This is a genomic window from Ditibartonella apihabitans (assembly GCF_002007485.1).
In the GTDB taxonomy this organism is placed as follows: Bacteria; Pseudomonadota; Alphaproteobacteria; order Rhizobiales; family Rhizobiaceae; genus Bartonella; species Bartonella apihabitans.
Genome location: NZ_CP015820.1, coordinates 1799988 through 1814763, shown reverse-complemented (window position 1 = coordinate 1814763; position 14776 = coordinate 1799988). Strand labels below are relative to the sequence as shown.

Sequence of the window (14776 nt, the reverse complement as noted above, 5' to 3'; positions counted from 1 at the left end):
CCGTCTCTCTTTTCCGGTTAGTCAATCTTGTCGACAAGATTGTTGATGACTTCAAAAATCGTAATCCCGTCTGCGCGGGCTGTGAAGTTTAATGCCATGCGGTGCTGTAAAACGGGAATTGCCAAAGCTTTGACATCATCGACCGAGGGTGCAAGCCGCCCCTGATAGAGAGCACGTGCTCTTGTACATAAGGAAAGCGCTTGCGAAGCACGCGGTCCCGGCCCCCAGGCAATATGTTTTTTGGCATGCTCGTTGTCGGCATCGGGACGGGCAGAGCGAACCAGTTTTAAAATGGCATTGACGACTTTTTCGGAAATCGGCATTTGCCGCACCATTTCCTGAATGGCATTGAGTTTTTCCCCGTCGAGAACCGGTTTTATGGTTTCTTCCTTATTTCCTGTTGTCTCAATAATAATACGCCGTTCGGTGTCAACATCCGGATAATCGACATTGATTTGCATGAGAAAGCGGTCAAGCTGGGCTTCCGGAAGCGGGTAGGTTCCTTCCTGTTCAAGCGGGTTCTGGGTTGCAAGCACATGAAAGGGGCTCGGCAAATCATATTCTTCGCCGGCAACAGTGACATGGTATTCCTGCATCGCCTGCAAAAGCGCCGATTGGGTTCTGGGCGAGGCACGGTTGATTTCGTCAGCCATCAGAAGCTGGGTAAAAACCGGCCCTTTGATGTAGCGGAAAGCGCGCTTGCCGTTTTTGTCGGTATCCATAACTTCGGAACCGATAATATCGGACGGCATCAAATCGGGGGTGAACTGGATGCGTTTTTGGTCAAGTCCGAGAACTGTTCCCAATGTTTCGACAAGGCGGGTTTTGGCAAGTCCCGGAACGCCGACAAGCAGTGCATGCCCACCGGAGAGAATGGTGATAATGCTGTTTTCAACCACATTGCTTTGGCCGAAGACAATCTTGTCAATTGTGGTGCGCAAAGTGTCGAACGTTTTTTTGATTGTGTCAAAATCGGCAATAATTGCGTTAGGGTCATTTTTGGCTGCTTTTTCGGGAGCCGATTTACTGGGCGACTTGCGGGTGGATGCGCCGGTTGTTGTTTTTTTGGGCTCGGATGGTTTTTTAGAAGCGCTTCGCATGGCTTTTCCCCAGAACTTTTCTCTTGCATAACCGTTTGGAATTGACGGTGATAAAATTTGTCACCACCTTCATCTCTGAACAATGACTATTTCAAGGCTTGTAACAGAAAAATAACAGAAATGAAGCGTGTAAAGAGTTTCGAGCAACAATTTGCCAAGAAGGTTCTAAAAAATTGAATGCAAAAAATGCCCCTTTACTTATCGACGATGTTATAAAAAAATTTGGCGAGCCAATAAATTTTTCGAAAAATTGTCAAGATTCGCAAGGTTCTTCTTCGCCCCTTTTCAAATCAAGACAAAAAAAAGACCGTCCTTCATGGCAGCGCTCGGCAGTGCTTGTCGGAATTATTGAAGTGTCCGGGTTCCCCAATCTCGTTTTAACGAAGCGAACGGAAAAACTTCATAAACATTCCGGACAGATTGCTTTTCCGGGCGGAAAAAGGGAAGCGCATGACAAAAGTGATGAGGAAACAGCAGTTCGGGAAGCTTATGAGGAAATAGGACTGAAACCGGATGATTTCACCAAATTGGGAGAGCTGCAATTCCACTATACCGCGACAGGTTTCGAGATTCGACCGGTGGTCGGCCTTATTCATGAAGGCGTAGAATTTACCAAAAACGATAACGAGGTTGATGAAATATTTACCGTTCCGCTATCTTTTGTGCTTGATCCCAAAAATTATGTAATCATTTCAAAGCCGTTTGGCACGGAAAAACTGAGCTTTTATGCAATTTCCTATAAGAATTATTATATATGGGGGGCAACGGCGGCTATGATTCGTTCGCTCGCAGAAAGGTTATCCCGGTGACTACGCTTAATATCGCTAAAAAAGCCTTGTGGCTTCACGATGAGGGGCTGCAACAATTGCTTCATTGTCTTTCGGAAAATGGCGAGGAAGCGCGTGTGGTCGGCGGTGCTGTGCGCAACCAGCTTTTAGGATATCCGGTGAACGATATTGATATTGCAACAACCTGTTTGCCGGACGAAATCATCAAACGGACAAGCGAAAAAGGTTTTAAAGCGGTGCCAACCGGCTATGAACACGGCACAATCACGGTGGTGGTCAAGGGCCACTCCTATGAGGTGACGGCACTTCGAGCCGATATCGAACCGGACGGGCGTCGCGCAAAAGTGGTCTTCGGCCGCGATTGGAAAACCGATGCTCAAAGGCGCGATTTCACAATCAATGCCATTTATGCCGATGCCGAGGGAAAAATTTATGATGATGTCAACGGTCTTGACGATATCGAAACCGAGACATTGCGTTTTATCGGTACAGCCGAGGAGCGTATTCGCGAGGATTACTTGCGCATTTTAAGATTTTTTCGTCTTTATGCGTGGGTTGGCAAAGGGCGTCCGGATGCGGAGGCTCTTAAAGCCTGTGTTCGCCTTAAAGACGGACTTTTGCAATTATCGGCCGAGCGGGTATGGTCGGAAGTTAAAAAAATGCTTTCCGCTCCCGACCCGACGCGGGCGCTTTTGTGGATGCGGCAAGCCGGAATTTTAGGAATTATCCTGCCGGAAACTGAAAAATGGGGGATTGATGCATTCCGTCCGCTTGTTGAAACCGAACATGTTTTGAGGCTTCCGGCCGACCCGTTATTGCGGCTTTTTTCCATTGTTCCGCGTGATGAAGTGCGGTTGAAAAAAATGGCCGAGCGCTTGCGCTTTTCCAAGTTGGAAAAAACGCGGTTGATGGATTTCGCCCGTATGTTCCCGATCAGATATGATTGTTCCGATATCGAAATCAAAAAGCTTGTCTACCATCACGGCAAACAGGCCATTCTCGACGAATTGACATTGGCACTTTCGAAAGCACGGGCCCATGCTTTGAGCAATGACAATGCGCTTGTTGAAGCAAGCCATTATACGCGGCTCAGAAAATTGGCCGAGCATTATGAGGTTCCGGTTTTTCCCTTGACCGGAAAGGACCTTTTTCCACTCGGCATTACCGAGGGGCCCGCAATCGGTCACAAACTTAAAGCGCTGGAAAAACTCTGGGTAGAAAGCGGCTTTTTATTGGACCGGAATGCGCTCCTTGATATGGCAATGGCGTAACCGGCTATTGCGCCCTTGCCACCTGCCTGCTTTCATGCGTAACAGATGACAAGCCGTTTCAAGCTTGTCATTTTCTTAAAACCTTGGCGCCATTCCGGTTTTTATCTTTTAAAACTGTAAAAGCTGTTTTCAGGGCTTTCGCCAAATTAAATGGCTAAAGCCATTTCGGTTTTTGTTTGGTTAAATGGCTAAAGCCATTTAGTGTTTTGATTTAGTTAAATGGCTAAAGCCATTTAACTGTCGGCGGAAGAGAAGAGAGAATGCTCTCGATATTTCCACCGGTTTTGAGCCCGAAAATAGTGCCTCTGTCGTAAATAAGGTTGAATTCGACATAGCGGCCACGCTGGACAAGCTGGGCATTCCTTTGTTTTTCTGTCCATGGCTTATTGAAGTTTTCACGCACAATCGAAGGGTAAACAATGTCGAAAGCGCGCCCGACATCCTGCGTAAAGCTGAAATCGGCTTCCCAACCGCCAGCTTCCTTGCTGCTATGGAGCCAGTCGTAAAATATGCCGCCGACACCACGCGGTTCCTTGCGGTGTTTCAAATAAAAATAGTCGTCGCACCATCTCTTGAATTTCGGATAATCGGCAACAGTCGGGTGGCGTTCGCAGACATATTGGAACGCCTTATGAAAAGTTTGAGTATCAACATCCGACTGGGTGCGCCGTTCGGCAAGCATCGGTGTCAAATCCGCACCGCCGCCAAACCATTGGCGGGTTGTAACGATCATGCGGGTGTTGAAATGGACGGTCGGCACATGCGGGCTTTGCGGATGCACAATAAGCGAAATGCCACTTGCCCAGAAGCGCGGATCATCTTCTGCTCCGGGAATTTCTTGTCTGAATTCCGGTGAAAACTCACCATAAATAGTCGATGTCTGGACAGCCGCTTTTTCAAAAACCCGTCCCTTCATGACCGACATAACACCGCCGCCATTCATGCCACCGGGTTTTTCCCACGGGGTTCTGACAAATGAACCGGCAGAAAAATTGGAAAATTGCCCCGTCAGTTCCCGTTCCAGTTTTTCAAGTGAATTACAAATTCTATCCCGTAATGATTGGAACCACTCTTCAGCCCGCTTTTTCTTGTCTTCGAGATCGGAAGGCATGTCATCGGGAATGTCTCTATTCGTCATAATCCGTCTTAAATCTGTCAAATCGTTTAGAATAACTCTAGAAAAGAGATAAGGGTTGAAAACAGCTTTGTCCACTCATTATTAGTTAGCCGACTAATTGAATGAACTCTATTTGTTGATCTGGCGTAGCGCTTCGCTAACGCCGATGGCGACACTGACCGCAAGGTTGAGAGAACGCGCAATTTTGACCATGGGGATGGTCACTTCAGCGTCGACAGCTTGATGGACATAATCGGGAGCACCTGCTGATTCCCGCCCGAACAAAAGCACATCATTGTCTTCAAAAGAAAAGCCGGTATAGGGCGCATCTGTTTTGGTGGTAAACAGGATAAGGCGGCGCTTTTCAGCCTTCTGTTCGGCCAGAAAATGTTGCCAATCAATGTGCCGCTTCAATGTTGCAATTTCGAGATAATCCATGCCCGCGCGTTTCAAATGGCGGTCGGAAAGGTCAAAACCTGCCGGTTCGATAATGTCGACAGGCACACCGAAACAGGCGCCCAAACGCAAAATTGTACCGGTATTTCCGGCAATATCAGGCTGAAAAAGTGCAATACGAACTGTCATGCGTGTTGAATAGGCTTTTGACCCCGCCATTGTAAAGAGGAGGGGGAGCCATCAAACACATGAAATTCACAATTCTTGGCAAACGTGTTTTTCTCTTCCGGAACGTACTTTTTTGGCAAACATGCTTTTCTGTTCAAATTTTCTATTCGGGCAACTGAAACACGTAAAGTTTGCCGCCGGCTTTTTTGATTTGTCTAACTTTATAACGTCTGTCTTTATAAAAATTACGTTTTCTCCCTGTTTCATTATCTTAGCGTGCGTTTGATATCATGAAAGCCCTGTTTGTTGCGGGAAACGTCTTGTAAGCGGGCATTTTTGACCTATCTTCAAGGAGGCGCAAAAACCGTTTTATTGTCGTCATCAAATCCTTTCGCGGAATTTTCCTGTCAATTAAATTCGGGAGAAGTCGGGAGCAAAAAAGTTTCCCGCTTTGAAAAAACCGCCGGTTTGTGACAAAAAGACATATAACACTTGAAGCCATGAAACACTTCGCCAATCGGGTCGTTCCAAGGGGCCGGATCGTTCGAAGAGTTGTGTGTTCGGGTTTTGTGTTCGGGCAGGGGTCGAACACCATTTTGAGACAGCTAAAATAAAGCAGAAATAAAGCAGAAACAAGGAGCTCGACCATGTTTGGATGGTTTGAACGAAGACTGAACGCTTTTCCCGAAAAAGAGCTGAAACGCCCACCGCAAAATCTGTTGGGTTTCTGCCTTTATTATACGGAAGGCGTTTGGCCGTGGTTGATCTTCATGGCAATTTTTACCGCTCTGATTGCGGTGACAGAAGTTTCGCTTTTCGGGTTTCTGGGCAGTATTGTCGATTGGCTCAATGCCAATTCACGGGCAACATTTTTTGAAACGCAAGGCGTAAAACTTGCACTCATCGGTGTGCTTGTCGTTCTCATCCTGCCATTTTTTGTCACCATGCACAGTATGGTCATGCATCAGACATTGCTTGGCAATTATCCGATGCGGATACGCTGGCTTGTGCACCGTTATCTCCTTGGCCAATCCATGAGCTTTTTCCAGAACGAGTTTTCCGGACGCATATCGGCAAAGGTCATGCAAACGGCCTTGTCGGTGCGCGAAACGGTGATGAAGCTTTTTGATGTTTTAAATTATGTGATTGTCTATTTCCTTGGCACACTGGTGATTGCCGCCTCATCCGACTGGCGGTTGATGGTACCGTTTCTCTTGTGGATTATCAGCTATATCGGGCTACTTAAATATTTTATCCCGAAATTGCGCGATGCTTCCGAAGCGCAGGCTGACGCGCGTTCGCTCATGACCGGACGGGTTGTTGATTCTTATACCAATATTGCAACCGTCAAACTCTTTTCCCACCACGCAAGGGAGGAAAGCTTTGCCCGCGAAGGGTTCGAGCATTTTCAGGGCACGGTTTACAAACAGATGCGGCTCATCTCGAAATTTTCGATCAGCGTTTATGTGTCGAACTGTATTTTATTGTTTGTTGTGGGCGCGCTCGGCATCTGGCTATGGCAAAGGGACGCCATCCTTGTCGGCGCTGTTGCGGTCAGCATCGGCCTTGTCTTGCGGCTTAATGGCATGGCGCAATGGATTATGTGGGAAATGGCCGCACTTTTTGAAAATATCGGCATTGTCGAAGATGGAATGCATTCCATTGCACAGGACAGAATCGTCGAAGACAAGAAAGATGCCAAAAAACTTGTCGTCAAAAAAGGCGATATCCGGTTTGAAAATGTCGGCTTCCACTATGGCAAGGGCAAGGGAATCTTGAAAGATTTCAACCTTCATATCGAGCCGGGGCAAAAGGTCGGCGTTGTGGGGCGCTCGGGCGCCGGTAAATCGACCCTTGTCAATCTTCTCTTGCGTTTTCACGATGTCGAAGAGGGCGCTATTCTGATTGACGGGCAAAATATCGCCGATGTCACACAGGAAAGCTTGCGCGCGGCAATCGGCGTGGTGACACAGGATACCTCGCTTTTACACCGTTCGCTCAAAGACAACATTCTCTATGGCCGCCCTGATGCCAGCAATCGTGAACTGCTTGAAGCGGTGAAGGATGCCGAAGCTGCCGATTTTATCGACAGTCTGCGGGACCAGAATGGCAAAACCGGATATGATGCCTTTGTCGGCGAACGGGGCGCGCGCCTTTCCGGTGGCCAGCGCCAGCGCATTGCCATTTCGCGTGTCATGCTCAAAGATGCGCCGATCCTTATTCTCGATGAGGCAACCTCGGCACTCGATTCGGAAGTTGAAGCTGCTATTCAGGAAAATCTCGCCCGCCTGATGGAAGGAAAAACTGTTCTTGCTATTGCCCACCGCTTGTCGACAATTGCGGAGATGGACCGCCTCATCGTTATGGATAAGGGAAAAATTGTCGAAGATGGCACACATGAAGAATTGCTTTCGAAGCACGGCATCTATGCCCATTTGTGGAACCGGCAGGTTGGCGGCCATCTCGATCTTGATGAAGAGGCTTGAATAATGAGATCGGTTTTCTGAAAAGAGTTGAAATCACGCTGAAAATAGCCATTCGCAATAAACCTAGCTTTTCGTTGCGGGTGGCAAGAGTGGAGGCATTGTTTTCTGCCCGTAGGTTCATCAATGAAGCTCTCTCCAACCCGTTTGAAGTTTATGCTTTTAATGTCTTTTTCTCTTATGGAATTTTCGGCATGAGCTTATCCGCATGGGCTTTTTGGGGGTAAGCTTACTCCACCTTAAAAAACCGGCTCTAACAAAACCTTTTCATTGCCGGAAATAGTGAAGAGAGCTGCAAAAGCAATGAAAAACAAGAAAGCCGAAACATGCTGCTTGTGTTTAATGCGTGCTCCATATTTTAAAAAACCGTATTTTGAAAAACTTGTCAGTGTTTTTATGGGTGACAAACAACAAGCTGCCGTTATTTGAAACAAATGAAGAAAAGTTCCTCATAATCGTGCAGCAATTGGCCGTGAAAGTTGCAAAAACAGTCGCGTTGCGGTTATCATCATTTTTAAAGCGTGGACAAATTGGTGCTGTGTGTTAAACAACATACGTTTGACCAACAGGCACCAACCTTTTTCCGACAGGTTAAAAACCTTTTACAATGAGCAGCGAAAAGACACGACGCGATTTTCTTTTTCTTGCAACCGGCGTTGCCGGTGCGCTCGGCGTCGGTTCGGTAGCCTGGCCGTTTATCGACCAATTGCGCCCTGATCAAAAGGTTCTGGCAAGCGCAACAATAGAAGTTGATATTTCCGGCATTGAAGAGGGAATGTCGGTTACCGTCAAATGGCGCGGGCAACCGGTGGTCATTCGCCACCGTACCGAAAAAGAAATTGCCGATGCCCGAAATGTCGACTTGGAAAAGCTCAAGGATAAGGATGCGGGAAATCCCAATCTTGAGGGACACCAACCTGCCACCGATCTTGCCCGCTCGGCTGGCAAGGGGCGCGAACAATGGCTTGTTCTCATCAATATCTGCACACATCTTGGTTGTGTGCCGCTCGGGCAGTCGGGTGCTTTTGGCGGCTGGTTCTGTCCCTGTCATGGTTCGGTTTATGATACGGCCGGAAGGGTGCGTTCCGGCCCTGCCAATCGCAATCTTGAAATACCGCCTTACCGTTTTTTGTCTGACAGCCTGTTGCAGATCGGATAGATATGATGACAAAACCTTCATCCTATAATCCGAAATATGCTCTGACACGCTGGCTTGACGCACGGCTTCCGATTTTGCGTTTTCTCTATAATCTTGGTGTATCGTTTCCGGTGCCGAGAAATCTCAATTATTTCTATACCTTCGGCGGCATCCTCACACTCATGCTGGTATCGCAAGTTCTAACCGGCATTGTCATGTCGATGCATTATATAGCGGATGTGACATTGGCTTTCGATGCGCGCGAACGGTTTATGCGCGACGGCCAGTTCGGTTGGCTCTTCGAGCCATGGCATGCTGTCGGCTCGTCATTCTTTTTCATTGCAGCCTATATCCATCTTGCCCGTGGTCTTTATTATGGTTCACACAAGCGACCGCGCGAACTCATCTGGATAATCGGTGTGCTGATCTATCTGGTGATGATGGCAACCGCGTTTTTAGGCTACACACTTGTCTGGGGCATGATGTCGACATCTGCGGCTTCGGTCATTTCCGGCCTTTTTAAGGCTATTCCGGTTATCGGCCCCTGGCTTCATGAAACATTATTGGGCGGTTTCAATGTCGACCAGCCGACACTCAACCGCTTTTATTCTTTGCATTATCTTTTTCCTTTCATTCTGGTTTTCCTTGTCGGTCTGCATATATGGGCTGTCCACCATGTCGGGCAGAACAACCCGACAGGTGTGGAAGTGCAGTCTCCGTCGGAAACGGTACCTTTCACACCCTATGCGACGATCAAAGATATTTTCGCAATCAGCGTATTTCTGATTTTCTTTGCGTGGTTTTTGTTTTTCATGCCCGATTATATGGGCCACCCCGATAATTATATCGCCGGTGACACCATGACCACCTCACCGCATATTGTGCCGGAATGGTATTTTCTACCCTTCTACGCTATGCTGCGCGCAATTACATTCGATTTCGGGCCGATCAGCTCGACATTCGGCGGTGTGCTGATATTGATGGCGGCGGTGTTGATCTGGTTATTCGTGCCATGGCTTGACCGCTCGAAAGTGCGTTCTGCGCGCTATCGTCCGGCATTCAAACTGTTTTATTGGCTGTTTATTGTCGATGTGGTGGCTCTTGGTACCTTGGGGGCAGCACCCATTACAGAAAGTAGCGTATTCTGGTCGCAAATTGCCACACTTTATTATTTTGTATTTTTCCTTGTCATCATGCCGTTCTTGCCGAAGTTTGAAAAAACTTTGCCTGTTCCTTCTTCCATTAGCGAAGATCTCGAAAAAAAAGAAGCAAAGGCTAGAAGGGCGTGGCGGCTATGGTAAGAATACTCACTCTCCTTTGGCTTGGTGTTTTAGCCGTTGTCCTTGCGCCTCTTGCTGTTTTTGCCGAAGAGGGCGGTGAGGCGCATTACCCGTTGAAGCTTCCTGAAAAACAGAGCTGGAGCTTTTCCGGCCCCTTTGGCACTTATGATCTTCAGCAATTGCAGCGCGGTCTCAAGGTTTATAAAGAGGTTTGCTCGACCTGCCATTCCTTGAAATATGTTTCTTTTCGTGACCTCAAGGCACTTGGCTATAGCGAGGAACAAATAAAAGCTTTTGCCAAAACCTATGACATTCAGGACGGGCCGAACAGCGAAGGGGAAATGTTTGTTCGCAAAGGCTTGCCGACCGATTATTTTCCTTCACCATTTCCAAATGTCGAGGCGGCAAAATTTGCCAATAACGGTGCCAATCCGGGCGACCTGTCGCTCATGGCAAAAGCCCGCGCAGTGTCTTTGCCGTTTCCGGCCCTCATTACCGATATTTTTACCAATTATAACGAAGCAGGGCCGGATTATATTACGGCACTTCTTACCGGTTATAGCGACCCGCCGGAGGGAGCAGAAGTTGCGGAAAATAATTGGTATAACCCTTATTTCAATTCGGGAAATGCGCTTGCCATGCCGCCCCCTTTAAGTGATGGCATGGTGGCGTATAATGATGGTACAGAAGAAACAACTGAAAATTACGCCCGTGACGTATCGGCCTTTTTGATGTGGACTGCCGATCCGCATATGGAAACACGCAAGAAGACCGGTTTTCGTGTCATCTTGTTCTTGATAGTTTTTGCCGGCCTTACCTATGCCGTGAAAAGACGCATATGGAATGAATTGGATTGAAAATTGATGACAAATGAAACTCTTGAAGAAACATTGAAAAAAGCGATCCGCACGATTTCGGACTATCCGAAACCGGGAGTAAAGTTCCGCGATATTACCACTTTGATGGGCAATGCCGGTGCTTTCCGGCGCACTATTGACGCGCTGGTTTACCCCTATATAGGGCTTAAAGTCGATAAAATTGCCGGTGTGGAAGCACGCGGTTTCATTCTGGGCGGGGCTGTTGCCCACCAGCTTTCGGCAGGCTTTGTACCAATCAGGAAAAAAGGCAAATTACCTTATGATACGGTGCGCATTGCCTATAGCCTTGAATATGGCATTGATGAAATGGAAATGCACCGAGATGCGGTGAAACCCGGCGAACGCGTGGTACTGGTGGATGATCTTATCGCCACCGGTGGAACAGCCATTGCCGCAGCCGAGCTGTTGCACCAGATTGATGCGGAAATCGTTGCAGCCTGTTTTGTCATCAATCTGCCCGACCATGGTGGCGCCGACAAGCTTCGCCAATTGGGGGTCGATGTCCATACACTCGTTTCTTATGAAGGCGATTGAAGCTTGAATCCTTGAATAGGTGGTTCGCTTTTAAAATGTAGCAGCGCGTTTAAAAGTAACCAAAGATGTTTTCAACGAAAGCTGTTTTTTGCTTCAATCTTTTCAGGCAAATTGTTGTTGATAGAGCAGGCGTTTTTTTAACGCCTGAGTGCTCTTGATTTTCTTTCTTTCAAGCCGGTTTTGAATTTCTATTCGTGGGTGGCTAACTGCCGGTCACCAAGAGAACAATCAAATCCAATAGAGCAATCAAATAATGCCGGTTTTTCATTCCCTCCGCACATTCGATGTGTTTTTGGCTTCGCTTTGAAGCTCTTTTGCAATGTTTACCGGTAGGATTTAAAAAAATCAAACGGTGAGAGAACCGGACGTTCCAAGCCGAACGACCTTTTACAGATATAACGTTCAGAAACTAAAACATTTGAGGAGTTTGTTTTTTAAACACAAATTATCCAAAGATACGGAAAAATAAATCAAGAAAAAGACTAAAACTTCATTTGAGTAGAACGTTATTAAAAATTCATCAAATATACTTGAATATACAATGAAATACTCATTAAAAGAATTATTATCATGAAAAATAAATCGAAAAATTAAATAAAATTTGGAACCATTCGAAATTTTATACGTTTTGCCTAAGTAATTAACATTATTATGAGGCGTATTAAATGAAAAGACTGGCACTTATCACTGTTTTGGCAGCAACACTCGCTGGAACTGCATTTGCACAATCTCCAAAAATTACAATCGAAGCACCGAAAGAACCGGCTTCGGAAGTCAAGCTGCCGAATGGTGATGTCGTTGTTCGTTATGTCACACCGACCGAAACAGATTTTATTGCTTCGAGCTTGATTGATACAAAAGTATTGAACAAGCAGGATCAGGCAATCGGCCAGATCAAGGACATTATCATTCGCCAGAATAATGTAGCGGGCATTGTTGTGGGCGTCGGCGGTTTTCTTGGTGTTGGCGAGCGTTATGTGGTTGTTGATCCGACAAGCATTTACATGCGCCACGAGAACGGAGCATGGAAGGTTGTCGTGAACGTTACCAAAGAGAGCCTGATGGCCGCTCCCGAATTCAAATATGAAGAGCATAAGAAGCTCTGATTACAAATAACAGTTCGATAGGCGAGAACGCTATCTTCATCGAAAGGTTATTTTTCTATCGAAAGCCTATCGGTTTTCTATAGAATCTATTTGAAAAAAGCCGTCCGGAATTTTTCCGGACGGCTTTTATATTATCAGTTTTCGAGATCCTCACGAAAATATTAAAACCGGTTTGTTTATCAAAAAACGGCCGGAAAATGAGCAAAACCGGTGCGATAGGTTGTAAGGAGATCAGGAATTATGCTTGAAAAGCATGACATCGCCATCTTCAACAACATAATCCTTGCCTTCGTCGCGCGCTTTGCCCGCTTCTTTTGCCGCAACTTCACCACCAAGATCAACATAATCCTGATAGGCAATTGTTTGGGCGCGGATAAAACCGCGTTCGAAATCGGAATGGATAACGCCTGCCGCCTGCGGGGCTTTGGTGCCGCGCTTGATGGTCCATGCGCGGGTTTCTTTGGGGCCGCAGGTAAAATAGGTAATGAGGTCAAGAAGATGATAGCCGGCGCGAATTAACCGGTCGAGCCCCGGTTCATGAAGCCCCAGCTCTTCAAGATATTCTTTGGCTTCCGCTTCCGGCAATTGCGCAACTTCTGCCTCGATTTCAGCCGAAATAATAACACTTTCAGCACCTTGTTCGGCAGCCATTTTCTCGACAGCTTTTGAAAAATCATTGCCGCTTGCCGCATCGCTTTCGGCAACATTGCAAACATAAAGCACAGGCTTCGAGGTCAACAAATTAAAGGAATCAAGAATTTGCCTGTCATCGGCGGAAATATCTTTGATAAGGAGGCGTACCGGTTTGCCATTTTGTAAAAGCTTCAAAGCTTCTTCCATCATGGGAAGAACAGTCAAAGCTTCCTTGTCTTTGCCGGTTGCGCGTTTTCTCATTTGCACAATGCGCCGCTCGAGACTTTCAAGATCGGACAGCATCAATTCTGTTTCAACGGTTGCTGCATCCGACACCGGATCAATCCGGCCTTCGACATGGGTGATATCGTCATCAATAAAACAACGCAGCACATGGACAATGGCATCGACTTCGCGAATATTGGCCAAAAACTGGTTTCCCAATCCTTCGCCTTTCGAAGCGCCACGAACAAGACCGGCAATATCGACAAAGCTGATGCGTGTGGGAATAATTTCTTTCGAACCGGCAATGGCAGCAAGCTTTTTTAACCGCGGATCAGGGACAGCAACTTCACCGGTATTCGGTTCGATTGTACAAAAAGGATAATTGGCAGCCTGAGCCGCAGCCGTTTTTGTCAAAGCGTTAAAGAGTGTGGATTTGCCCACATTGGGTAATCCGACAATACCACATTTAAAACCCATGGAAATTCTCTCAATCCTAATCCGGTAAGCTTGTCAATATGACTGGTTCTATAGCACGTTTTTTAACAGAAACCAGTTAAAGAGCCAATTTTGATGCGAAAAAGATACAGTTGTTCCGATTTTTATCTTCATTCTCGTTTTTGCCAAAAACTTGCCTATTTTAACGATTGGCTAAGCTTTCAGTGTTAGCAACAATCCGATATTTTGTATGGAGTTATCATGAGGCACCTGTCTCGGCGTACATTCATCATTGCCGCACCTTTGGCGCTCGCCGCCTGCGTAAGCAATCAACCACAAGTAGAACAGTCATGGCCGGTTCCGGCCGATATCAAAGCGCTTTATGGTCCGGTGATGAACGAACCTTATCCGCTTCCGGCTGTCGATATGAGCAAGATCAACCCGAAATACTGGCGTCAGGAAGTGGCGTTCAACGGTCCTTATCACCCCGGTACTCTGGTTGTCGACACGCAAGCACGTTTTCTCTATCTCGTTCAGGAAAACGGTCGCGCGCTACGCTACGGCGTTGGCGTCGGCAAAGCCGGTCTGGCGCTTGAAGGGGAAGCTATCGTACAATATAAACGCATGTGGCCGATCTGGCATCCGACACAGGATATGATGGAGCGCGAACCCGACCGTTACGGTCATCTCGGCGATGGTATGCCGGCAGGACCGGATAATCCGCTGGGTGCACGCGCACTTTACCTTTTCAAGGATGGGCGAGACACATTGTTCCGGATTCATGGCTCCCATGAAGAATGGTCAATCGGCAAGGCGGTGTCGAGCGGGTGCATACGCTTGCTCAATCAGGACATTATCGACCTTTACGGCCGTGTTCCCGAAGGAACCCATGTTATTGTTCTACAACATAACGAGCAGGGGCTTTCCTGATCATCTCAAATAAAAGATAACCCGTCGGCTGATATAAAAGTTTTTCTTGTCTGAAACGGGTTTGATTTTGATAATCAAAACTGGCGTCGCTATCCCGTTGCGGCTTTATTAAGCTCGTTCACGATAGCTCCTAAACGCCGATAGGGCGCGGTTTCAGATAGGCCAAGAGTTTGAAAAGCAATGCTTCGGGGTTTTTCTGATAATAGCTGGAACGCGTTATTTGCCAGAAAGCCCGCGTTTTAAAATTGGGGTATAGCGATTTATCAGGGTCGTTAAGTTATATCACTTTCGCCT

Annotated in this window: 14 protein-coding genes; 10 read left to right on the top strand and 4 right to left on the bottom strand. The window is 47.0% G+C overall.

The genetic code is table 11. The annotated features are described in order from the left end of the window. Positions 1–17: 17 nt before the first annotated feature. Positions 18–1100 (bottom strand): AAA family ATPase, encoded by a 1083-nt coding sequence (locus tag BBC0178_RS08190; RefSeq protein WP_078039786.1) that lies wholly within the window; start codon positions 1098–1100, stop codon positions 18–20. A gap of 173 nt (positions 1101–1273) precedes the next feature. Between BBC0178_RS08190 and BBC0178_RS08185 the strand changes: the two genes are divergently transcribed. Continuing rightward, positions 1274–1909, top strand: a complete 636-nt coding sequence (locus BBC0178_RS08185; protein ID WP_188317717.1) for a CoA pyrophosphatase — start codon at positions 1274–1276, stop codon at positions 1907–1909. Beyond that, positions 1906–3159: a CCA tRNA nucleotidyltransferase gene (locus tag BBC0178_RS08180; protein WP_225868300.1), complete on the top strand. Its 1254-nt coding sequence runs from the start codon at positions 1906–1908 to the stop codon at positions 3157–3159. Before BBC0178_RS08185 ends, BBC0178_RS08180 begins: the two co-directional genes overlap by 4 nt. Before the next feature lie 223 nt (positions 3160–3382). On the opposite strand, the gene hemF is transcribed toward BBC0178_RS08180, so the two are convergent. Next, positions 3383–4297, bottom strand: a complete 915-nt coding sequence (hemF, locus tag BBC0178_RS08175; protein ID WP_078039783.1) for an oxygen-dependent coproporphyrinogen oxidase — start codon at positions 4295–4297, stop codon at positions 3383–3385. A 108-nt stretch (positions 4298–4405) separates the two neighbouring features. After that, the gene (locus tag BBC0178_RS08170; RefSeq protein WP_077973598.1) at positions 4406–4861 is read right to left on the bottom strand and encodes a tRNA (cytidine(34)-2'-O)-methyltransferase; all 456 of its coding nucleotides are present in this window, start codon (positions 4859–4861) and stop codon (positions 4406–4408) included. Between the two features lie 626 nt (positions 4862–5487). On the opposite strand from BBC0178_RS08170, the gene BBC0178_RS08160 reads away from it, so the two are divergent. From BBC0178_RS08160 to BBC0178_RS08130, 7 genes are all read left to right on the top strand, one after another. Further along, entirely contained in the window at positions 5488–7326 is a 1839-nt protein-coding gene (locus tag BBC0178_RS08160; RefSeq protein ID WP_078039781.1) for an ABC transporter ATP-binding protein, read from the top strand. After that, complete coding sequence (locus BBC0178_RS08155) at positions 7323–7550, top strand: hypothetical protein (protein ID WP_078039780.1); 228 nt, start codon at positions 7323–7325, stop codon at positions 7548–7550. Before BBC0178_RS08160 ends, BBC0178_RS08155 begins: the two co-directional genes overlap by 4 nt. A 380-nt stretch (positions 7551–7930) precedes the next feature. Beyond that, positions 7931–8482 (top strand): ubiquinol-cytochrome c reductase iron-sulfur subunit, encoded by a 552-nt coding sequence (gene petA / locus BBC0178_RS08150; RefSeq protein WP_078039779.1) that lies wholly within the window; start codon positions 7931–7933, stop codon positions 8480–8482. Positions 8483–8487: 5 nt separating this feature from the next. Next, positions 8488–9762, top strand: a complete 1275-nt coding sequence (locus BBC0178_RS08145) for a cytochrome b (RefSeq protein WP_078040424.1) — start codon at positions 8488–8490, stop codon at positions 9760–9762. Continuing rightward, positions 9756–10598 carry a cytochrome c1 gene (locus tag BBC0178_RS08140; RefSeq protein WP_078040421.1) on the top strand — a complete coding sequence of 281 codons (843 nt, stop codon included), beginning with the start codon at positions 9756–9758 and terminating at the stop codon, positions 10596–10598. The genes BBC0178_RS08145 and BBC0178_RS08140 overlap by 7 nt, the downstream gene beginning before the upstream one ends. A 6-nt stretch (positions 10599–10604) precedes the next feature. Then, positions 10605–11153 (top strand): adenine phosphoribosyltransferase, encoded by a 549-nt coding sequence (locus BBC0178_RS08135; protein ID WP_075868915.1) that lies wholly within the window; start codon positions 10605–10607, stop codon positions 11151–11153. 665 nt (positions 11154–11818) lie between these two features. Then, the gene (locus BBC0178_RS08130) at positions 11819–12259 is read left to right on the top strand and encodes a PRC-barrel domain-containing protein (RefSeq protein WP_075868913.1); all 441 of its coding nucleotides are present in this window, start codon (positions 11819–11821) and stop codon (positions 12257–12259) included. A 231-nt stretch (positions 12260–12490) separates the two neighbouring features. On the opposite strand, the gene ychF is transcribed toward BBC0178_RS08130, so the two are convergent. Beyond that, positions 12491–13594 (bottom strand): redox-regulated ATPase YchF, encoded by a 1104-nt coding sequence (gene ychF / locus BBC0178_RS08125; RefSeq protein WP_077972165.1) that lies wholly within the window; start codon positions 13592–13594, stop codon positions 12491–12493. 219 nt (positions 13595–13813) lie between these two features. Here ychF and BBC0178_RS08120 point away from each other — a divergent pair, with 219 nt between their 5' ends. Then, a complete protein-coding gene (locus BBC0178_RS08120) occupies positions 13814–14482 on the top strand; it encodes a L,D-transpeptidase (protein WP_077972163.1) in 669 nt (222 codons plus the stop codon). Positions 14483–14776: the final 294 nt, after the last annotated feature.